Origin of the sequence: [Clostridium] hylemonae DSM 15053 (assembly GCF_008281175.1) — a bacterium.
Taxonomy (GTDB): Bacteria; Bacillota; Clostridia; order Lachnospirales; family Lachnospiraceae; genus Extibacter; species Extibacter hylemonae.
Map to the genome: position 1 here is coordinate 1,427,592 of NZ_CP036524.1, position 20,366 is coordinate 1,447,957.

Annotated in this window: 18 protein-coding genes; 14 read left to right on the forward strand and 4 right to left on the reverse strand. The window is 49.8% G+C overall.

The window, feature by feature from the left end; genetic code table 11:
* Positions 1–8: 8 nt before the first annotated feature.
* The 6 genes from frr to LAJLEIBI_RS06610 are packed head-to-tail and all read left to right on the forward strand — an operon-like array spanning position 9 to position 5,091.
* Positions 9–560 carry a ribosome recycling factor gene (gene frr / locus LAJLEIBI_RS06585; RefSeq protein ID WP_006443847.1) on the forward strand — a complete coding sequence of 184 codons (552 nt, stop codon included), beginning with the start codon at positions 9–11 and terminating at the stop codon, positions 558–560.
* A gap of 51 nt (positions 561–611) precedes the next feature.
* Positions 612–1,349 (forward strand): isoprenyl transferase, encoded by a 738-nt coding sequence (locus tag LAJLEIBI_RS06590; RefSeq protein WP_006443849.1) that lies wholly within the window; start codon positions 612–614, stop codon positions 1,347–1,349.
* Positions 1,342–2,139, forward strand: a complete 798-nt coding sequence (locus tag LAJLEIBI_RS06595; protein WP_006443850.1) for a phosphatidate cytidylyltransferase — start codon at positions 1,342–1,344, stop codon at positions 2,137–2,139. Before LAJLEIBI_RS06590 ends, LAJLEIBI_RS06595 begins: the two co-directional genes overlap by 8 nt.
* Before the next feature lie 37 nt (positions 2,140–2,176).
* Entirely contained in the window at positions 2,177–3,319 is a 1,143-nt protein-coding gene (locus LAJLEIBI_RS06600; protein WP_006443851.1) for a 1-deoxy-D-xylulose-5-phosphate reductoisomerase, read from the forward strand.
* A gap of 10 nt (positions 3,320–3,329) precedes the next feature.
* Positions 3,330–4,361, forward strand: coding sequence for an RIP metalloprotease RseP (gene rseP / locus LAJLEIBI_RS06605; protein WP_006443852.1), 1,032 nt, complete (start codon positions 3,330–3,332; stop codon positions 4,359–4,361).
* 37 nt (positions 4,362–4,398) lie between these two features.
* Complete coding sequence (locus LAJLEIBI_RS06610) at positions 4,399–5,091, forward strand: response regulator transcription factor (protein WP_040435171.1); 693 nt, start codon at positions 4,399–4,401, stop codon at positions 5,089–5,091.
* 836 nt (positions 5,092–5,927) lie between these two features.
* Here LAJLEIBI_RS06610 and LAJLEIBI_RS18050 read toward each other — a convergent pair.
* Together LAJLEIBI_RS18050 and LAJLEIBI_RS06615 are read right to left on the reverse strand one after the other, a co-directional pair.
* Entirely contained in the window at positions 5,928–6,101 is a 174-nt protein-coding gene (locus tag LAJLEIBI_RS18050) for a hypothetical protein (RefSeq protein ID WP_006443857.1), read from the reverse strand.
* Positions 6,102–6,119: 18 nt separating this feature from the next.
* A complete protein-coding gene (locus LAJLEIBI_RS06615) occupies positions 6,120–7,385 on the reverse strand; it encodes a peptidoglycan-binding domain-containing protein (RefSeq protein WP_006443858.1) in 1,266 nt (421 codons plus the stop codon).
* A 128-nt stretch (positions 7,386–7,513) separates the two neighbouring features.
* Between LAJLEIBI_RS06615 and LAJLEIBI_RS06620 the strand changes: the two genes are divergently transcribed.
* The gene (locus LAJLEIBI_RS06620) at positions 7,514–8,734 is read left to right on the forward strand and encodes a transglutaminase domain-containing protein (RefSeq protein WP_006443860.1); all 1,221 of its coding nucleotides are present in this window, start codon (positions 7,514–7,516) and stop codon (positions 8,732–8,734) included.
* A 66-nt stretch (positions 8,735–8,800) separates the two neighbouring features.
* On the opposite strand, the gene LAJLEIBI_RS06625 is transcribed toward LAJLEIBI_RS06620, so the two are convergent.
* Positions 8,801–9,307: a CarD family transcriptional regulator gene (locus tag LAJLEIBI_RS06625; RefSeq protein ID WP_006443861.1), complete on the reverse strand. Its 507-nt coding sequence runs from the start codon at positions 9,305–9,307 to the stop codon at positions 8,801–8,803.
* 345 nt (positions 9,308–9,652) lie between these two features.
* Between LAJLEIBI_RS06625 and LAJLEIBI_RS06630 the strand changes: the two genes are divergently transcribed.
* The 7 genes from LAJLEIBI_RS06630 to LAJLEIBI_RS06660 all read left to right on the forward strand — a co-directional run bounded on the left by LAJLEIBI_RS06630 (position 9,653) and on the right by LAJLEIBI_RS06660 (position 19,189).
* A complete protein-coding gene (locus LAJLEIBI_RS06630; RefSeq protein WP_006443863.1) occupies positions 9,653–10,723 on the forward strand; it encodes a carbamoyl phosphate synthase small subunit in 1,071 nt (356 codons plus the stop codon).
* Positions 10,723–13,920 carry a carbamoyl-phosphate synthase large subunit gene (gene carB / locus LAJLEIBI_RS06635; protein WP_006443864.1) on the forward strand — a complete coding sequence of 1,066 codons (3,198 nt, stop codon included), beginning with the start codon at positions 10,723–10,725 and terminating at the stop codon, positions 13,918–13,920. The genes LAJLEIBI_RS06630 and carB overlap by 1 nt, the downstream gene beginning before the upstream one ends.
* Positions 13,921–14,135: 215 nt before the next feature.
* Positions 14,136–14,810 carry a response regulator transcription factor gene (locus LAJLEIBI_RS06640; RefSeq protein ID WP_040435677.1) on the forward strand — a complete coding sequence of 225 codons (675 nt, stop codon included), beginning with the start codon at positions 14,136–14,138 and terminating at the stop codon, positions 14,808–14,810.
* Complete coding sequence (locus LAJLEIBI_RS06645; protein ID WP_006443866.1) at positions 14,807–15,826, forward strand: sensor histidine kinase; 1,020 nt, start codon at positions 14,807–14,809, stop codon at positions 15,824–15,826. Before LAJLEIBI_RS06640 ends, LAJLEIBI_RS06645 begins: the two co-directional genes overlap by 4 nt.
* A gap of 125 nt (positions 15,827–15,951) precedes the next feature.
* Positions 15,952–16,719, forward strand: a complete 768-nt coding sequence (locus LAJLEIBI_RS06650; RefSeq protein WP_006443867.1) for an ABC transporter ATP-binding protein — start codon at positions 15,952–15,954, stop codon at positions 16,717–16,719.
* Positions 16,712–18,697 (forward strand): ABC transporter permease, encoded by a 1,986-nt coding sequence (locus LAJLEIBI_RS06655; RefSeq protein WP_040435172.1) that lies wholly within the window; start codon positions 16,712–16,714, stop codon positions 18,695–18,697. Before LAJLEIBI_RS06650 ends, LAJLEIBI_RS06655 begins: the two co-directional genes overlap by 8 nt.
* A 147-nt stretch (positions 18,698–18,844) precedes the next feature.
* The gene (locus LAJLEIBI_RS06660) at positions 18,845–19,189 is read left to right on the forward strand and encodes a cupin domain-containing protein (protein ID WP_006443869.1); all 345 of its coding nucleotides are present in this window, start codon (positions 18,845–18,847) and stop codon (positions 19,187–19,189) included.
* A gap of 70 nt (positions 19,190–19,259) precedes the next feature.
* Here LAJLEIBI_RS06660 and LAJLEIBI_RS06665 read toward each other — a convergent pair whose 3' ends face one another.
* Positions 19,260–20,357 carry a pyridoxal phosphate-dependent aminotransferase gene (locus tag LAJLEIBI_RS06665; RefSeq protein ID WP_006443870.1) on the reverse strand — a complete coding sequence of 366 codons (1,098 nt, stop codon included), beginning with the start codon at positions 20,355–20,357 and terminating at the stop codon, positions 19,260–19,262.
* Between the last annotated feature and the right edge of the window lie 9 nt (positions 20,358–20,366).

Genomic DNA, 20,366 nt, shown 5'->3' on the forward strand with positions numbered 1-20,366 from the left:
AGTTAATAATGGATGAGAAATTGAAAGTATATGATGATAAGATGAACAAGACGATCGCCAGCCTTGAAGGAGAGCTTGCTGCGATCCGCGCAGGCCGTGCAAACCCGAACGTGCTCAATAAGATCATGGTGAATTACTACGGGACACCGACACCGATACAGCAGGTGGCAAATGTGTCTGTGCCGGAAGCACGTATGATCCATATCCAGCCGTGGGAGAAAAGCATGGTGAAGGAGATCGAAAAGGCGATCATGACTTCGGATCTCGGCATCAATCCTACAAATGACGGTTCTGCCATCCGTCTTGCCTTCCCGGAACTTACAGAGGAGCGCAGAAAGGAACTTGCCAAGGACGTGAAGAAAAAGGGAGAGAATGCCAAGGTAGCCATCCGCAATATAAGACGTGACGGAAATGATACGCTGAAGAAGCTGAAAGGTTCCGAGGTATCGGAAGATGAGATCAAGGATCTGGAAGATGAACTTCAGAAGCTTACCGATAAGTTTATTAAAGAAGTGGACAAAGCAGTAGAAGCAAAGTCAAAAGAAGTAATGACTGTTTAACAGTAAGTGGAGACGGGTACCGGTTTTACAGGAACGGTACCTGTCTTTCGTATGCGAGAGGAGAAATCGTTCATGAATGTACCACAGCATGTTGCCATCATTCTGGATGGAAACGGACGTTGGGCAAAGTCAAAAGGCATGCCGCGCAATTACGGGCATGCACAGGGGAGTAAAAATGTGGAGCGGATATGTGAGGAAGCTTACCGTATGGGCATCAAGTACCTGACGGTGTATGCGTTTTCCACAGAGAACTGGAACCGTCCGCAGGATGAAGTAGATGCGCTTATGAAGCTGCTTCGGAATTATATGAAGACATGTCTGAAGACAGCCGCAAAGAATGATATGAAGATAAGGGTGATCGGAGACCTGAGCCGCCTGGACGACGATATCCGGGGGCGTATAGCAGAACTGGTCGAGGCGACGAAGAACAACAAAGGGCTTAATTTCCAGATCGCCATCAATTACGGCAGCCGGGATGAGATGGTGAGAGCCGTGAGGAGGCTGGCAGAGGACTGTGCCTCCGGCAGGATTAAAGCGGATGATATTGATGAGACGCTGTTTGAGCATTATCTCGACACACATGACATTCCAGATCCGGATCTGCTGATCCGCACGAGCGGAGAACAGAGACTTTCCAATTATCTGCTCTGGCAGATGGCATATACGGAGTTCTATTTTACGGAAATACTCTGGCCGGACTTTACAAAAGAGGAATTGGTAAAAGCTGTCGCGCAATATAATGCTAGAGACAGACGTTACGGAGGAGTGAAGGAGGAACAGGATGTTTAAGACAAGACTGGTGAGCGGAATCATACTGGTCATTGTACTGATTGCGTTAGTGGGCCATGGCGGATATGTATTACTGGGCTTTCTGGCAGCTGTCAGTCTGATCGGTATGTATGAATTATATAAAGTAGTGAACGTACAGAATAAAATTCTTGGATTTGCGGGATATCTTGTCTCGGCTGCCTATTATGGGCTTATCTTGTCAGGAAATCTCAAGTTGAATACGATGCTTTCCATTTTATTCCTCGTACTCCTTATGGCAGTATATGTATTTTCTTTCCCTTCCTACAGGGCAGAGCAGGTCATGACCGTGTTTTTCGGATTTTTCTATGTGGCTGTCATGCTGTCTTATATCTATCAGACCAGGATGCTTGAGGACGGAGGCGTGCTTGTGTGTCTTATCTTCCTCAGTTCTTGGGGGTGTGATACGTGTGCGTACTGTGTCGGCATGCTTTTTGGAAAACACAAGATGGCGCCGAAGCTGAGCCCGAAGAAGTCTGTGGAGGGCGGAATCGGTGGGATCGCGGGGGCGGCGCTGCTTGGGGCGCTGCTGGCGCTCGGCGTGAATGCCTGGGCGGGAATGTCGGTAAGTCCCCTTTATTACGCCGTCATATGCGGCGTGGGCGGAGCGATATCCCAGGTCGGCGACCTTGCGGCTTCTGCTGTGAAGAGAAATCATGACATCAAAGACTACGGGAAACTCATACCCGGCCATGGGGGAATACTGGACCGGTTTGACAGCGTGATATTCACGGCGCCGATCATTTACTATCTTGCAACATATCTTGCATAATTTGCTTAAATAATATGCTTAATGAGAGAGGTATCCTATGAAGAAAATTGCCATATTAGGTTCTACCGGTTCGATTGGTACACAGACTCTGGAAGTCGTAAGAGAAAATAAAGATATAGAAGTTCTCGGCCTGGCGGCAGGCAGTAATGTGGAGCTTCTGGAAAAGCAGGCGAGAGAGTTCCATCCGCGGCTGATCGCTGTCTGGACAGAGGAAAAAGCAAAGGAACTGCGCGCAAGAGTCCGGGATACGGATATGAAGGTCGTGTCCGGAATGGAGGGACTGATCGAAGTATCAACCATGAGCGATGTGGAGATACTAGTGACAGCCATTGTCGGCATGATCGGTATACGGCCGACGGTGGAAGCGGTCAGAGCCGGTAAAAATATTGCGCTTGCGAACAAAGAGACGCTTGTGACGGCAGGCCATATTATTATGCCGCTGGCAGAGGAGAATCATGTATCGGTCCTTCCGGTAGACAGCGAACACAGCGCCATTTTCCAGTCGCTCAGAGGGAACGAGGCAAAAGCGGTAAACAGGATACTGCTGACAGCGTCCGGCGGGCCGTTCCGGGGAAAAAGAGAAGAAGATCTGCTCAACGTACGGGTGGAAGACGCATTGAGGCATCCGAACTGGAGTATGGGGCAGAAGATCACGATAGATTCCTCCACCATGGTCAACAAAGGTCTGGAAGTCATAGAAGCAAAATGGCTGTTTGGCGTGGATGTGGATCAGGTGCAGGTCGTCGTCCAGCCGCAGAGCATTATCCATTCCATGGTAGAATACGTGGACGGAGCGGTCATGGCGCAGCTTGGCACTCCGGATATGAAGCTTCCGATCCAGTACGCGCTGTACTACCCTAAGAGACGGTATCTGCCGGGAGAGCGGCTCGATTTCTGGAGCCTTGGCAGGCTGGATTTTGAAAAGCCGGATATGGATACATTTTACGGGCTTAAGCTTGCCTATGACGCGGGGCGGGCGGGAGGAACACTCCCGACTGTCTTCAACGCGGCGAACGAGCTGGCTGTTAAGCAGTTTTTGAACCGGGAGATCAAGTATCTGGAAATAATAGAGATCATAGAAGATTGTATGAAAGCGCATAAGAATATAAAAGAGCCGACTCTGGAGCAGATATTTGACACGGAGAGAGCGACTTATGAGCGGATTGAAAGCAGGAGGTAAGACATAAGTTTTGGGTATCATATTTGCAATTATCATTTTCAGCTTCATTGTATTTTTCCACGAGCTCGGACATTTTTCACTGGCTAAGAAGAATGGCATCGATGTGGAGGAATTTTCCATCGGGATGGGGCCTACACTATTTTCTAAAGAGTATAGAGGAACGAGATACTGTATAAAGCTGCTTCCGCTGGGCGGTTCTTGTATGATGGGAGAAGATGAAGAGGCGACGGATTCACCTGGTAATTTTAACAATAAGCCCGTATGGGCGAGAATTTCTGTCATTGCGGCAGGGCCTGTATTTAACTTTATACTGGCATTTGTGTTTGCGGTGATCCTGATCGTGATGGTAGGTTATGATAAACCCGTAGTCCAGAGTGTGGACAGTGGATTCCCGGCCCAGGAGGCCGGAATTGAGCCGGGCGATACGATCGTGAAAATGGGCGGAAAGAAGATCAACATTTTCCGTGAGATCAATTTTTATAATCAGTTTCATCAGGGAGAAAAAGTAGAAGTCACGTATCTCCATGACGGAAAAAAAGAGACAGCCACACTGACGCCGAAGCTTGACAAGGAGAGTGACTATTACCGTATCGGGATCGGCGGAGGCTCAAATACAAAGGCAAATATCGGAACTGCGCTGCAGTACGGAGCGTACGAGGTGAAGTTCTGGATATGTACGACAATGGAAAGCTTAAAAATGCTTGTGACAGGCCAGATAGGCGTTGACCAGCTGTCAGGTCCCGTCGGGATCGTGGATGCGGTGGACAGCACATACCAGCAGAGCAAATCGTATGGTTTTCTCATCGTGCTGGCACAGCTGATGAATATATCGATCCTGCTGTCTGCAAACCTGGGAGTTATGAACCTTCTTCCGCTGCCGGCGCTTGACGGGGGACGTCTTGTCTTCCTCTTTATAGAAATGATCAGAGGAAAACGGGTTCCTCCGGAGAAAGAAGGCTATGTGCATCTGGTAGGTATTATGCTGCTCATGGCGCTGATGGTCTTTGTCATGTACAATGATATACGGCGGGTGTTTTTTTAAACGTCCCGGGACAGGGGCCGTGGGAGGACGTGAAAACATGGATAAAAAAGGCATTGTTCTTCTTGTGGAGGACAACGAGGCGATATTACGCACGAACCGGCGTATCCTGGAAGCGGAAGGCTTCACAGTTCTTTGCGCCGGAACGCTCTGCGAGGCGGGGCAGAGGCTGTCCGAAGAGACGCCTGACGTGCTCGTGCTGGACATCATGCTGCCTGACGGCAGCGGCATAGAGTTTTGCAGGGAGATCCAGGAGCTGACTGCCGCTCCGGTACTGTTTCTGACAGCGCTGGATGAGGATCACGAAATTGTAGAAGGATTGACGGCAGGCGGCAGTGACTACATTACGAAACCGTATAACATGGACCAGTTTGTGGCCCGTGTCAAAGCCCAGCTTCAGCTTGCCCGCCGGAACCAGAGGGCCATTGAGCAGGTAAAAACACTGAAACGGGGGCCGCTCACGCTGGAGGTGCTGGCAGGGCGGGCTTATTTGAACGGTGCGGACCTGCTGCTCAGCGCCAAGGAATTTGCGCTGCTGCGGTATCTGGTACAAAATGAGGAATATACCATTCCCAAAGAGGTCCTGTATGAAGCAGTGTGGAATCTGCCCGCTGTGGACGATGCCCGCGTGGTAAAGAGCCATCTGTCCCGTGTGCGCGCGCGGCTGCAGGGGAGCGGCTACACCATCAGGGCAGTGCGTGGGAAAGGGTATCAGTTTGGACCGGACAAGTAAAAATTGAGAATACGGCAGAAAGTCAATTATGGCTTTCTGTTTTTTATAAACATTTTCACGACCGCTGCAGGGCATTAAAAAAGGACTGCTTTTTTGGGAGGTGCAGTCCTTTAGGAAAAGTTATGAAAAAGAATTTTAAGTTTGTTCTTCTGAACAATTATTAGTATAAGAGGAAAATGTGAGAAATATGTGTTTAAACTTTGAAGATATTGTTAATAAATGGGGATTTTTGTTGGGGGATGTTTTTTGACTGGCGGTGGACGGCAAAGGGGCGGGTGCACAGGGGGGTAAAAGAGCGCTCCGGCAGCCGGGTATCCGTAACTGCAGAAAGAGCCGGAATCAGACAACCGAGCCTATTCGGTATGAAATCCTGAAAGGATTTCCTGCCTCAGAGGCTCTCGGGAATGTTATTTGAGATAACATTCCCGTGTCTGATTCCGGCTCTTTCTGCAGCAACGGCTCCCACGCCTGCCTCCGAACGCGCTTTTACCCCCCTGTGCACCCGCCCCTTTGCCTGTTCATCATCCAGATTTCTAAACACCTCCCAATGGGAGGAATCCCCTGGGGTGTCCAGATGGATGGACGTGTATCTGGGAAACGGGTTATGGTTTTGTATGTAAGGTGGCGGTTACAGTACCAACATCTGGAACATAAAGAAGTTATAACGACAGTGCAGATCCATTGGATCTTGCCCGAGGGAGTGTCACATGTTGGAGAAATTTGAGTTACGTGGAGTGTCAGGCTGGGGAAGGGCGGCGGGGGACTGTGGGGCGTTGGAGGGAGCTTTGTCAAGCCGTTAGGGAAGAAGACGCGGCAGAGACAGACCAGAAACTGCACTACAAGTGCAGTTTCTGAGACAGCTGACACAGGAAATCATCCAGATTTCCTGTGGAATTCTGTCGGTGTCTGTCTCTGCCACGTCTTCTTCCCTTACGGATTGCAAGCGCACCGACCGTCCCACAGTTCCCCGCCGCCCTTCCCCAGCCGTACGCTGCGATCCCCTCAAACATCCCCAACAAAACTCCCAATCACTGAAGCTCGGCTATTCTGGATACACCCACATATATCTCGGATATTTTGTACCATGTACGGTAATCGACGATCCCGGTCTCGGGGAGGCCGAATACGGACTGGAACTTGCGTACGGCAGCCTCCGTGGCAGGACCATATACACCGTCCGCGGTTATTTTTGGAATCGCCGGATATGCTCCGGCTATGACATTGAGCTGTTCCTGCATCTGCAGCACCTTGTCGCCTGACGCGCCGATCTCAAGGTTATAACCGGGCCAGGAGGATGGGATACCGGACACGGCTTCTGCTGTATTAATGTACATATCGTCTCCGTAATAATAGCGGAGAATTTCAATAGGGCTGTATCCCTGATCGCCAAGCGATTTGCTGCCCCACTGAGTCATCCAGTTCGGACACTGTACCCGGCGTCCGTCGCAGTACTGCGTCAGGATCGGCTGGCGCACGTTCGGCCTGGAAAGATAGTTGGAAAATAATTCGTCTACGATCGCTGAGATCGTGTCAAAGAAGTTCCGTTCAGGGATCCATTTATGGTCAAATGCTGTTGAGGAAGTGATCGTAAAATCATATCCCTGGTTCCGGTACCATTCTGTATATACCCTGTTTAATGTAAAGGACATGATGGCAAGGACATTTGCCCGGATCGTGTCCTCCGGCCATGTGGCATATATTTCGCTGGAAGCCACATTTTTAATATAATCCTTGTATTTGACATAATAGTTCTGGGCTGTTGTATCTCTCGGGCTTCCGTCGTGGACAACGATATATTCGGGGACGACGACCCGGCTCAGAACGATTTCACCGCTCTCATCCACAGGTTTTATCTCCTCTTCCGGTATTTTGGGCGGATAAACGCCATATAATGTGTGTGCGGGTATTACAAATACGTTTTCCGCGTTTTCCGGATCGGTCAGGGGACGAAGCTGTATGTTCTGCAGCGCCGTAACGTCAGGAAGAATCTCTGCGCCGGCAATGCTGATCGGCTCAAAACCGGGTGCATCGACCTGAAGTGTATACTCGGCATAAGGCTGCTCCTCTATGGCGGGGTTGAGGCTGTACTCCAGAGGCGGAGCAGCCAGCTCAACGGTATCCGTCTGTCCGGAGGCATCTGTATTCAGCTGTTCCAGCTGGCTGTCGGGAACGCCGGTGTAAGAGATGGATATGGTAGCGTCATTGACGGGATAAGCCGTGACTTCGGATGTGATGCTGATCTTAAGCCGTCCTTTATCAGGTGTATCAGGCAGATTCGGGTTCATTTCATTCATGTCAGTACCTCGTAGAGACTCTGTTACTGTTATCTTATGTGAATGGAACCGGAAAAGTTACAGCAGATTAATGGTTGTGTATTTATATAGAATTGAATATAATTATATGAAACAGTAAAGGAGCAGGCATGGGAAGAAGAAAGAGAAAATCAGGATGCATCAGTGCCGTCATCGGTCTGGCCGTGATGTTCTGCATTGTCGTACTGGCTGCGATGGGAGGCTTCCTCGGCAAAGGCGTTAAAAAGGGTCTTGCGGAAGGCGTGGCAAAGGGGATGAACAGCGCGAGGCAGATCCCGTTTCAGGAGATTTCCATAACAGATGCGGAACTGGCCCAGAAATATTATTACCGGCAGCTTGACGAGGCGGAGCAGACTGCGTACAAAGAAATAGCCCAGGGAGTTAAGATGAATGTAGAAGAGATCTACGTACACGCAGCCGACGCCGACAGGACCAACACAATATTCCAATATGTCCTGAAAGATTTTCCGGAGATATTCTGGTGCGACGGTACTACAAAGAGCACGTCGTACGAAGGCCAGGAGACTTATACAGTCCTTCAGCCTGTATACTCCTACGCAGAGGAAGAAAAGACGCGGAAAAAAGCGGAGATCGAGAGTGCCGTAAACGACTGCCTCTCCGGCATCGGGGAAGGGGCATCGGACTATGATAAGATACTGTATGTGTATGAATATATTGTAGATACGGTAGATTACGATATTGCATCTGAGGATAATCAAAATATATACAGTGTGTTTGTCAACAAAAAATCCGTCTGTGCCGGGTATTCAAAAGCGACGCAGTATCTGCTGGAACGGCTCGGCGTATTCTGTACTTACGTGACAGGGACGACATCCGGGGGACAGAGCCACGCGTGGAATCTCGTGAAATGCCGGGGAGACTACTACTATGTGGACACGACGTGGGGGGATCCTGTGTTTCAGGCGTCGGAGGGAGGAGAGATAGACCCTTCCTATATCAGCTATGATTATATGTGCTGCGACGATGAGGAGCTTAGAAAGACCCATACGCCCGACACAGAAGTGCCGATGCCCGAGTGCGTCAAGATGGACTTTAATTACTATAATGTCAACGGAATGTATTATACGGAATATGACGGTGAAAAAGCGCTTCGCGCAATGAATGACGTGATCCTGGAAAAAGGCAATCCGGTCGTTTTCAAGTTTGCTGACAGGCGTCTTTATGAGCAGGGACGGGAGGACATCTTCGGAACCCAGATAAAACGTGCCGCGCAGAATCTGGCAGACTGGTACGGCCTGACAGAGGTTAAGTACCAGTATATGGATGAGGCGGAATTAAATAAGATCACAATTTACTGGCAGTATAAATAAAGAAAGGCTCCCCACTGTTCCGGAAGAACACAGGGGAGCTTTTTGCCGCCGTATATTTTTACTTTATCATAAAGAGATCAGTTCAGCGCCAAGAGAATGCCTCATTCTCGAGACTATCTTATCCTTTGTAGTCTGAAAAACCGCGGAGAACTCGGAGGATATACAGTCCTGCACCCGCTTTAAGTTACTTTCATCACTGGCGTTCAGACTCTTGCCGTCCTGTTCCTTGCGCATTTTTTCAACGGTTATGCCCTTCCACATCTTGAGCCATTCGCCGCAGTCTCTGGACTTCATGACCTGAATATATTCTCTGTCACGTACTTTGTTGGAGCTGTCGTACATTTCTTCCATTTCCGGTAATTCACGCATCAGTTCGTCTGCCTGGCCTTTGGTCAGAATAGACCGCATTTTGTCCTCGTGCTCGGTCTTCACGTACAGCATTGTCGTCGTATCACCCACCGGCTGGAGCCAGTAATAGTTCTGTGGTTTGCTCATGAAGTCCGGAGTGCCGATCTTCTTGATAAAACAAACTTTACTGCAGCCATAAACAACAACGTCATTAACCTTATACATATATACACCATACTTTCTTTAACTAAAGAGCCATTTGAAAAAGATCGAAATATTAAGCAAACAGCGGTTACTGTTCTATTATAGCATACTTTTTAAAGAATTACTAACCCTGTGGAGACGAAAGACAAATCTGCCGCCCGAAAACAAAATATTTATAGTTGAAAAAACTCGGAAACTGTAGTATAATTTTTACAATTTGTGCAGACAAAGATAGTCAGCAGCATATGGGGAGGCGGTTGTGCTTGCACACACTGCCTTTTATTCTGCGCAGACCGCATATTCGCAAAAGTGCTGCTGCCGTCAAGCCACAATAGTATACAGTTATGGAAGGGAAAGGGTGAATATATGAAAGCATTTCTTATATTGGAGGACGGAACCGTCTTTAGCGGAACCAGCATAGGTTCCAAAAGGGACATGATCAGTGAGATCGTGTTTAATACCTCGATGACAGGGTATCTTGAGGTGTTAACTGACCCTTCTTATGCCGGACAGGCCGTGGTTATGACTTATCCGCTCATCGGCAATTATGGTATCACGCCGGATATGGAATCGAAGAAGGCGTGGCCGGACGGATATATTGTAAGAGAGTTATCCAGGATGCCCAGTAATTTCCGTTCTGCGGGTTCGATACAGGACTTTCTGGAGAAACAGGATATTCCGGGAATCGCAGGGGTCGACACTCGTGCTCTTACGAAGATCCTGAGAGAAAAGGGAACAATGAACGCTATGATCACCACCAATGAGAGCTATGACCTGGATGAGATCATTCCAAAATTAAAAGCCTACACAATAGGCGATGTCGTATCTGAAGTAACCTGCGGGGAAACTTATATCTTAGAAGGCAGCGGTCCGAAAGTGGCACTTATGGATTTCGGGGCGAAAAATAATATTGCCAGATCTTTAAATCGAAGAGGGTGTGAAGTGACTGTCTATCCGGCCGACACACCAGCTGAGACGATCATTCAATCTAATCCGGACGGAATCATGTTGTCAAACGGCCCTGGAGACCCGGCGGCCTGTGTGTCTGTCATTAAAGAAATCAAGAAACTGTACAATACGAACATACCGATCTTTGCGATCTGTCTTGGGCACCAGCTGATGGCGCTAGCCAACGGAGGGAAGACGTATAAGCTGAAATACGGACACCGCGGGGGAAATCATCCGGTGAAGGATCTGAGCAACAACCGGGTATACATTTCCTCACAGAATCACGGATATGCCGTGGACGGCAGTTCCATGGACCCTGCAGTGGCCGAGGAGGCGTTTGTCAATGTAAACGACGGAACGAACGAAGGATTGTCCTATACCGGAAAGAACATATTCACCGTGCAGTTCCATCCGGAGGCATGTCCGGGCCCTCAGGATTCAGGTTACCTGTTTGACAGATTTATGGATATGATGAAAGGAGCAAAATAATGCCCAGAAATAAAGAGATCAAGAAAGTACTCGTGATAGGTTCCGGTCCCATTGTCATCGGGCAGGCCGCAGAGTTTGACTATGCGGGGACACAGGCGTGCCGTTCTCTGAAGGAAGAAGGGCTGGAAGTCGTCCTTTTGAACTCCAATCCGGCGACGATCATGACGGATAAGGATATCGCAGACCGTGTCTATATTGAACCGCTGACCGTCGAGGTAGTGGAGCAGCTCATATTGAAGGAGAAGCCGGACAGTGTGCTGCCGACTCTGGGAGGCCAGGCTGCCCTCAACCTTGCCATGGAGCTGGATGAAAATGGATTTCTCAGGAGAAATAACGTACGTCTCATCGGTACCACTACGGAGACGATCAAAAAAGCGGAGGACCGTCTGGAATTTAAGACGACGATGGAGAAGATCGGGGAGCCATGCGCGGCATCTCTCGTAGTGGAACATGTGGACGACGGGGTGAGATTTGCTGAAAAGATCGGCTATCCGGTCGTGCTCCGCCCGGCATATACGCTCGGGGGAAGCGGAGGCGGAATCGCAGGAGACAGAGAACAGCTTGTGGAGATACTGGAGAACGGACTCCGGCTTTCACGCGTGGGGCAGGTACTCGTTGAGCGCTGCATTGCAGGGTGGAAAGAGATCGAATACGAAGTGATGCGGGACGGAAACGGCAACTGCATCACTGTGTGCAACATGGAAAATATTGATCCGGTAGGTGTGCATACCGGCGACAGTATCGTGGTGGCGCCGTCACAGACGCTCGGGGATAAAGAATATCAGATGCTCCGTACCTCTGCGCTGAACATTATAAGCGAGCTGAATATCACCGGGGGCTGCAACGTGCAGTATGCGCTGCACCCGGATACATTTGAATACTGTGTCATAGAAGTGAATCCGCGTGTGAGCCGTTCGTCTGCGCTTGCTTCCAAGGCAACGGGATATCCGATCGCCAAGGTTGCCGCAAAGATCGCGCTCGGCTACACGCTGGATGAGATCAAAAATGCGGTCACGAAGAAGACGTACGCAAGCTTTGAGCCCATGCTTGACTATTGCGTCGTTAAGCTTCCCCGGCTTCCGTTTGACAAGTTTATCAGCGCGAAGCGTACACTCACGACCCAGATGAAGGCGACCGGGGAGGTCATGAGCATCTGTGACAATTTTGAGGGGGCGCTCATGAAGGCGATCCGTTCCCTGGAGCAGCATGTGGACAGTCTGATGTCATACGATTTCTCCGGCTTGACAAAAGAGGAACTTCTGGAACAGCTGGAGACTGTGGACGACATGCGCATCTGGAGGATCGCGGAGGCGGTGCGCAAAGGGCTTACGTACGATGAGATCCACGGCGCGACAAAGATAGACAGGTGGTTTATCGACAAGATAGCCATACTCGTGGAGATGGAGCAGAAGCTTCAGAATACAACATTATCTGCCGAGGTGCTCCGGGAAGCAAAGCGGCTGGAGTTCCCGGACAATGTCATTGCCGGGCTCACAGGCAACACGGAACGGCAGATTCATGATATGCGGCATGAGTACGGGATAACGGCATCCTATAAGATGGTAGATACGTGCGCGGCCGAGTTTGCGGCCGAGACGCCGTATTATTACTCCGTGTTCGGCAGTGAGAATGAGGTGGAGGAGACCGGCGGGAGGAAAAAAGTGCTCGTGCTCGGTTCCGGCCCCATCCGTATCGGACAGGGGATCGAATTTGACTTCTGTTCCGTTCACTGTACGTGGGCGTTTGCCAAAGAGGGGTATGAGACGATCATCGTCAACAACAACCCTGAGACGGTGAGCACGGACTTTGATATTGCAGATAAACTCTATTTTGAGCCGCTGACGCCGGAGGACGTAGAAAGTATCGTTGATCTGGAGAAACCGGACGGGGCTGTGGTGCAGTTCGGAGGACAGACGGCCATAAAGCTCACGGAAGCGCTCATGAAGATGGGCGTTCCGATACTCGGAACATCTGCTGAGAATGTAGATGCGGCGGAGGACAGGGAACGCTTTGATGAGATACTGGAGGCGTGCCGGATCCCGAGACCGACCGGAGGAACGGTATACACGGCAGAGGAAGCGAAAGAGGTGGCGAACCGTCTCGGCTATCCTGTGCTCGTACGGCCATCGTATGTGCTGGGCGGACAGGGCATGCAGATCGCCATCAATGACCACGATATTGACGAGTTTATCGGAATCATAAACCGGATAGCGCAGGATCATCCGATCCTGGTAGACAAGTATCTGCAGGGCAAGGAGATAGAAGTCGACGCGGTGTGCGACGGGGAGGATATCCTGATCCCGGGGATCATGGAGCATATTGAGCGGGCCGGCATCCATTCCGGCGACAGTATCTCCGTCTATCCGGCACAGAGTATCTCTGAAAAAACGAAAAAGACGATAGAAGATTATACGCGGAAGCTGGCGCAGTCTCTGCATGTTATCGGTCTGATCAACATTCAGTTTATCGTCTGCGGCGAGGATGTCTATGTCATTGAAGTGAATCCCCGTTCCAGCCGTACGGTGCCTTATATCAGCAAGGTGACGGGCATACCGATCGTGCCGCTGGCAACAAAGGTCATCATCGGCGGTAAACTGAAAGACCTCGGTTATACGCCCGGGCTTCAGCCGGAGGCTGATTACTACGCGGTGAAGATGCCGGTGTTCTCGTTCGAGAAAATCCGCGGGGCAGATATAAGCCTCGGGCCGGAGATGAAATCCACAGGCGAGTGTCTCGGAATAGCGAAGACTTTCGACGAAGCACTCTATAAAGCGTTTCTCGGGGCCGGGATCAAGCTGCCGAAGTATAAAAATATGATCATCACGGTACGTGACGAAGATAAGCCGGAGGCAGTGGAGATCGGGCGCCGTTTTGAGAAGATCGGGTACCGCATTTTCGCCACGCGCAGTACGGCGGAAGCCATGAATAAGGCAGGAGTGAAGGCAAACCCGGTCAATAAGATAGAGCAGGAATCTCCGAATCTGATGGACCTGATCCTCGGCCACAAGATCGATCTCGTCATCGATACGCCGCCTCAGGGAGCGGACCGGTCAAAGGACGGTTTTATCATAAGAAGGAATGCCGTTGAGACCGGCGTCAATGTGCTGACTGCGATAGATACCGCAGAAGCGCTCATCACAAGTCTTGAGAATACGGACATAAGAAAACTGACGCTCATAGATATAGCAAAGATATAAGAGAGATCGGGGCACGGCAATGCCAGAAGGAGCCGTGCCCCGATCTTGTGTATTGTGCCGGGGCAGAAGTTCAAATCCTCCGGCCGGATGTTGCGTTTTGGAACAGAGAGGAAAAGTTAAGATTTATTGAATTTTCCGTGTTTTTTACACAAGGCGTGCAAAATATTGTAGAATATTTTCAGGATGAAAGATTTCAAAGAGTGGGAGCAGACATGATGTATAAAATATTGGTCGTTGAAGATGATATGACTATCGCGGGCGCGCTGGAGAGGCATTTGTCCAAGTGGGATTATGAAGTCCGTTCGGTGGAAGACTTTAAGAATGTTATGAATGAGTTTGTAGAATATGATCCGCAGCTTGTACTGCTGGATATAGCGCTGCCGTTTTTTAACGGTTTTCACTGGTGCAATGAGATACGGAAGGTTTCAAAGGTGCCGATCATTTTTATCTCTTCTGCAAATGACAATATGAACATTGTTATGGCCATGAATATGGGCGGGGATGAATTTATTGAAAAACCGTTTGACTTGAATGTGGTGACAGCGAAAGTGCAGGCGCTGCTTCGGAGGACGTATTCGTTTCAGGGAGCTCTCAATGTGATCGAACATAAGGGCGTGCTGCTCAATCTCAATGATGCCGCTGTCATATACCGGGAAAAGAAGCTGGAACTTACGAAGAATGAATTTAAGATCCTGCAGTCGCTTATGGAACATGCAGGCCAGATCGTCTCCCGGGATGATATCATAGAGCGGCTTTGGGAAAGCGACGAGTTTATCGACGACAATACGCTCACCGTCAATGTGGCAAGGCTGCGCAAGCGGCTGGAGACGATAGGGCTCGGCGACATGATCACTACAAAAAAAGGGATAGGATATATGGTGGAAGTATGAGGCTGTTATGTGATTATCTGAAGGAACATATCAGATCCGTATGTCTCTATATCGGTTTTATCGGCATATTTGCAGTTGTTTTCTATTTGAGTAATGTCCGGCTGGACGCGGTACTGTATGCGTTCTTTTTGTCTGTCATATGGTTTGTGCTGTACGGGGGGATCGGATTTGTACGGTATGCAGACAGGCACAGGAAGCTTCTGGAAGCCGGAAAGCAGATAAAGACGGTCTGGGCGGAGCTCCCGGAAGCTTTCGGCCTGATAGAACAAGATTACCAGAGCATGATCAAAGAACTCTTTGACAGTAAGGTGGAGATGGAATCGGAAGAGGAGATCGCACGGCAGGAGATGATAGATTACTACAGTCTGTGGGCGCATCAGATCAAGACGCCGATCGCCGCCATGCGCGTCCTCCTGCAGTCGTGGGAGGAGGAGCAGACGCCGGGAGACCAGACACATCTGAAGGAATTAAAGCTGGAATTATTTAAGATAGAGCAGTATGTCGAGATGGTGCTCTCTTATCTGCGCCTCGGGGATATGGCGTCGGACATGGTGCTTCAGTGGTATTCCCTGGACGATATTGTGCGGCAGGCTGTCCGCAAGTATTCCCAGATGTTTATTCTGCAGAAGATGAAGCTTGACTTTACGCCGTCAGAAGATATGGTGCTGACGGACGAGAAATGGCTTGTGTTTGTGGTGGAGCAGCTGCTCTCCAACGCGCTCAAATATACGAGGGCCGGCAGTATTTCCGTGTATGCGGACAAGAGCAGAGGGGCGGAAGTTCTTGTGATTGAAGACACCGGTATCGGAATTCAGGAAGAGGACCTTCCCCGCGTGTTTGAGAAGGGCTTTACGGGATACAACGGCAGAAAGGATAAAAAGTCTACAGGAATCGGACTGTATCTGTGCAAGACAGTTATGGACAGGCTGGGCCACGGACTGTGGATCGAGTCGGAGGTCGGCGCAGGCACGAGAGTATTTCTGTCGCTGGAGAGAGACGAGATCGTGCCGGAGTAGGCGCATACCTTACACGATTGTAAGTTTAGGATAAGGAAATGTAAGTCAAATCAATGGCAGAGCATTTCCTTCTTTTATTATAATGAACTTGTAAAACAGAACAGACAGAAAGGTAGGTATGGAACATGTCATTGTTGGATGTCAAAAATGTCAGAAAAATATACACGACCCGTTTTGGTGGGAATCAGGTGGAGGCGCTTAAGAATGTGAGCTTTTCTGTGGAGCCGAGGGAGTATGTGGCGATCATGGGGGAGTCCGGTTCCGGCAAGACGACGCTGCTGAACATTCTGGCTTCCCTCGATAAGCCGACAGGGGGAAAAGTGTATCTGAAAGGAAACGATCTGTCCAAGGTAAAAGAAAAGGAGCTTGCTGCGTTTCGGCGGCAGAATCTCGGGTTCGTGTTTCAGGACTTTAATCTTCTGGATACGTTTTCTCTTAAGGATAATATCTTCCTTCCGCTGGTGCTTTCGGGCAGGAAGTACGAAGAGATGGAAAAGAGGCTGGCGCCGATCGCAGAGAGTCTCGGGATCAAAAGTCTGCTGAATAAATTTCCGTATGAGGTGTCGGGGGGACAGAAACAGCGTGCGGCTGTGGCGAGGGCCATCATTACAAAGCCGCAGCTGATCCTGGCGGACGAACCGACGGGGGCGCTTGATTCCAGGGCAGCAGACGAACTGATGAACCTGTTCGGCGTGATCAATAACGAGGGGCAGACGATCCTCATGGTGACGCACAGTGTAAAGGCTGCGAGCAACGCAAAGAGAGTGCTCTTTATAAAAGACGGGGAGGTATTCCACCAGCTGTACAGGGGCAACCTTACGAATGAACAGATGTACCAGAAGATAGCAGATACACTCACTGTTCTGACTACGGGAGGTGAAAGGGGTGAATAAGTCCATATATTCCAAACTTGCGTTGACGAACATCAAAAATAACCGGAAAACCTATATCCCTTATATACTGACGGCGGTTCTGACGGTGATGATGTACTATATCATGGATGCGCTCGCCAGAAATAAAAGTGTGGGGGACGGAAGCCTGAGGCTCTGCCTGAATTACGCCCTTGGCGTTATCATCGTGTTTGCGGTCATCTTTTTGTTTTACACAAACAGCTTCCTGATCAAACGTAGAAAAAAGGAGATTGGAGTGTACAACATTCTCGGGATGGGAAAGCGGCATATCGCAAAGATGCTGACGGTGGAATCTCTGATCACAGCCGGCGCAAGCATCGCTGTGGGGCTTGCAACGGGCGTGATATTCAGTAAGCTTATGTACCTCGTACTGCTGAAGATCCTCCATTATAAAATAAATATGTCCTTTGAGATCTCACCGGTATCCGTCGCGCGTACGATCCTGCTGTTTGCGGCCATATTTGCCCTGACGCTGCTGTATAATCTCATGCAGATACATCTGGCAAATCCGGTGGAGCTGCTGCGGGGAGGAAACCAGGGGGAGAAAGAGCCGAAGACAAAGATCCTGCTGACGATTTTCGGCGTTGTGACGATCGGGATCGGATACTATATCGCCATTGCCACGGAATCTCCTCTGGAAGCGCTCATGTTCTTTTTTGTGGCGGTCATCTGCGTTATCCTCGGGACATACGCACTGTTCACCGCGGGCAGCATCGCGCTGTTGAAGGCGCTTCGGAAAAACAAGTCATTTTATTATAAGACGAAGCATTTTACATCTGTATCCGGCATGATCTACCGGATGAAACAGAATGCAGTCGGGCTTGCCAATATCTGTATCCTGAGCACGATGGTGCTCGTGATGGTCTCGACGACGGTTTCTCTGTACGCCGGTATGGATGATATACTGAATACGAGGTTCCCGGAACGGTTCCGGGTGACCAACTATGCGGCCACGGAAGAAGGGATGGAAAGGACCGGCCAGATCATCTCGCAGGAGACTGAAAAAGCAGGCGTGACAGTTAAGAATAAAGTCGCATACCGTTCCGGCGAGATGTCCGCAATATTAGACGGAGATAAAGTCCACCTGGAAGACACCGGAAGCTATGGGATGAGTGACATGGTTGAGCTGAGCGTTATCCCTCTGGAGGATTACAATACATTTGAAAAGAAAGACGTATCACTGGGAGACGATGAAGCGCTCATATACATGACGGGCAGAACATACGGAAAAGATACGATACAGGTCGGGAGCAGACGGTACAAAGTGGCCCGCGAGCTGAAAGATATGGTACTGGAGAGAAAGAATAAGTCCAATGTGGTGGAGCGCATGTACATGGTCGTTCCGGATCTTCAGCAGACAGTGAAGATCACGGACGAAGCGTACGGGAACAGTACGATGGATGATGCGTGGACCGAGCGGATGGGAAATGTGCGGTATATCGTCCGTCTCGACTTAAGTGGAAGCGATGAAAAATGCCTGAGCGCGATGAAAGCCATGCAGAAGCAGATCGAGTCAGAAGTATCTCCGTCTGTATGCGAAAGCAGGGATATAAGCGTGGAAAGCTTCTACATGCTTTACGGCGGTCTGCTGTTTATTGGAATCTATCTCGGGCTCATGTTCCTGATGGCGACTGTGCTCATCATTTACTATAAGCAGATATCCGAAGGATATGACGACAAAGAACGCTACCAGATCATGCAGAAGGTCGGCATGGACAAAAAAGAAGTGAAACGTTCCATACGAAGCCAGGTGCTGACTGTATTTTTCCTGCCGCTCATCGTGGCGATCATCCATATCGCAGTGGCATTCAAAGTTATGACAAAGATGCTGGCAACACTGAATCTGGTAAATGTACCGCTGTTTTTGACATGTACGATAATAACAGTTGTAGTTTTTGCGATATTTTACGCAATTGTATTCGCAATTACTGCCAGAGAGTATTATAAGATCGTCAATTAACGAAATTTTGAAAGGGGTCTGACCCCTCCTATATGAGGGGGTCAGACCCCTTTCAAAATTGTTTCAAAATTCAACATACTTGAATTTTAGAATGTACTATATTACAATGAATATAGTAAGCAGTTACAGGAAAAAGGAGGAAGCAGCATGACGAAAGCAGGAGAAAGGGAAGTCGTTACGGTGGAGCGTGCCAACGGCGGAGCCGGATTTATTATGAAAGAAGCGCTCATAAGCGCAGAACAGCTCGGGGAACACTGTAAGATGTTCAGCCGTGTGACTTTAAAGCCGAACTGTGAGCTTGGATATCACGAGCATCACGGGGAGACGGAGACGTATTACATATTGAGCGGGAGCGGGATGTATGATGACAACGGCAAGGCGGTTCCGGTGGAGGCGGGGGATGTGACCTTCTGCAGGGACGGAGACGGACATGGCCTGAAGAATACGGGGACAGAGGACCTTTCCTTCGTGGCGCTCATATTGAAATTATAGGATGACGATAGAACCGGCGGCAGTCAGAAACTGCCGCCGGACTTTTTTTTTCGGATATATCGTGAGAGATTCAGGAGCTTAATCGTTCTCTCAGACAGGCCATGAGCCGGTCATTGTCCTCCGGCTTCATGATGCAGAACCGGATATATTCTCCGTCCAGGCTTTCAAAGGAGGAACAGTCACGTATCATAAGCCCGCGGCGGATGGCGTATTCAAATACATCGAAGGAGGTGAGTCCCTCCCGGAGGAGCCTGATGAGAATAAAGTTGGCGCTTGGACGGTACGCTTTGACGCTCTTCCACGTGCATAGTTCACGGTACAGACGGGAGCGCTCGGAATCAATGAGCGACCATGTCTTCTTTATATAGGCGTCATCCTGGAGCATAAGCTCCCCGGCAAAGGCGCCTACGCTGCTTAAGCTCCATGGATTCTGGTGCCGGCGCAGGGAGGAGAGGAAATCCTCATTGCTTGTGATCCCGTAGCCGAAGCGGAGGCCCGGGGCCGCGAAAAATTTGGACACGCCGCGGATCACCATAAAGTTGTCATACTTCGGGATAAGCCCGATAGCGGTGACAGACGCAGGCTCTGGAGCAAATTCCGCGTACGTCTCATCGATCATCACAAAGATGCCTCTTTCCCGGCACGGCCGGATGATTTCCTCAAGTTCACCGCAGGTGAGCGCGGAAGAAGTAGGATTGTTTGGATTGCACAGTATGAGCAGTCCGGTTTCCGGGGTGAGGGCGGACAGAAGATCCGGAATATCAAGGATAAAGTCTCTGTCTTCCCGCAGGTTATAATATTCCAGCGTACCGCCTGCCAAAGAGAGTTCCCGGGCGTACTCCGAGTAAGTCGGACCGATGACGAGCGCCTTTTTGGGCCTCTGCCGGCCGATGAGCAGGGAGATCAGCTCTGTGGATCCGTTCCCTACGACGATATGTGCCGGGTCCGCGTGGCAGTATGTTCCGATCGTCTGGCGGAGCGCCGTGTAATTGCGGTCCGGGTAGCGGGTGATGACATCGAGGTGAGAGGCGAGCTGTTCCTTAACATATTCCGAGAGACCGAGCGGATTGACGTTAGCGCCGAAACTGACGATGTCCTCCTGCGGTATATGGTAGTATTCTGAGATCTGTTCAATATCACTTCCGTGAAATTCTGGTTTTTTATCCATATCTATACT

What these genes read in the sequence shown, in the direction of transcription:
- LAJLEIBI_RS06590 (WP_006443849.1), top strand. Translation starts at nt 612, where the DNA reads ATGCGAGAGGAGAAATCGTTCATGAATGTACCACAGCATGTTGCCATC.
- LAJLEIBI_RS06665 (WP_006443870.1), bottom strand. Translation starts at nt 20,357, where the DNA reads ATGGATAAAAAACCAGAATTTCACGGAAGTGATATTGAACAGATCTCA.
- LAJLEIBI_RS06645 (WP_006443866.1), top strand. Translation starts at nt 14,807, where the DNA reads ATGAGGCTGTTATGTGATTATCTGAAGGAACATATCAGATCCGTATGT.
- frr (WP_006443847.1), top strand. Translation starts at nt 9, where the DNA reads ATGGATGAGAAATTGAAAGTATATGATGATAAGATGAACAAGACGATC.
- LAJLEIBI_RS06615 (WP_006443858.1), bottom strand. Translation starts at nt 7,385, where the DNA reads ATGAATGAAATGAACCCGAATCTGCCTGATACACCTGATAAAGGACGG.
- LAJLEIBI_RS06630 (WP_006443863.1), top strand. Translation starts at nt 9,653, where the DNA reads ATGAAAGCATTTCTTATATTGGAGGACGGAACCGTCTTTAGCGGAACC.
- LAJLEIBI_RS06620 (WP_006443860.1), top strand. Translation starts at nt 7,514, where the DNA reads ATGGGAAGAAGAAAGAGAAAATCAGGATGCATCAGTGCCGTCATCGGT.
- LAJLEIBI_RS06660 (WP_006443869.1), top strand. Translation starts at nt 18,845, where the DNA reads ATGACGAAAGCAGGAGAAAGGGAAGTCGTTACGGTGGAGCGTGCCAAC.
- LAJLEIBI_RS06650 (WP_006443867.1), top strand. Translation starts at nt 15,952, where the DNA reads ATGTCATTGTTGGATGTCAAAAATGTCAGAAAAATATACACGACCCGT.
- LAJLEIBI_RS18050 (WP_006443857.1), bottom strand. Translation starts at nt 6,101, where the DNA reads ATGTTTGAGGGGATCGCAGCGTACGGCTGGGGAAGGGCGGCGGGGAAC.
- LAJLEIBI_RS06625 (WP_006443861.1), bottom strand. Translation starts at nt 9,307, where the DNA reads ATGTATAAGGTTAATGACGTTGTTGTTTATGGCTGCAGTAAAGTTTGT.
- LAJLEIBI_RS06640 (WP_040435677.1), top strand. Translation starts at nt 14,136, where the DNA reads ATGTATAAAATATTGGTCGTTGAAGATGATATGACTATCGCGGGCGCG.
- carB (WP_006443864.1), top strand. Translation starts at nt 10,723, where the DNA reads ATGCCCAGAAATAAAGAGATCAAGAAAGTACTCGTGATAGGTTCCGGT.
- LAJLEIBI_RS06600 (WP_006443851.1), top strand. Translation starts at nt 2,177, where the DNA reads ATGAAGAAAATTGCCATATTAGGTTCTACCGGTTCGATTGGTACACAG.
- LAJLEIBI_RS06595 (WP_006443850.1), top strand. Translation starts at nt 1,342, where the DNA reads ATGTTTAAGACAAGACTGGTGAGCGGAATCATACTGGTCATTGTACTG.
- LAJLEIBI_RS06610 (WP_040435171.1), top strand. Translation starts at nt 4,399, where the DNA reads ATGGATAAAAAAGGCATTGTTCTTCTTGTGGAGGACAACGAGGCGATA.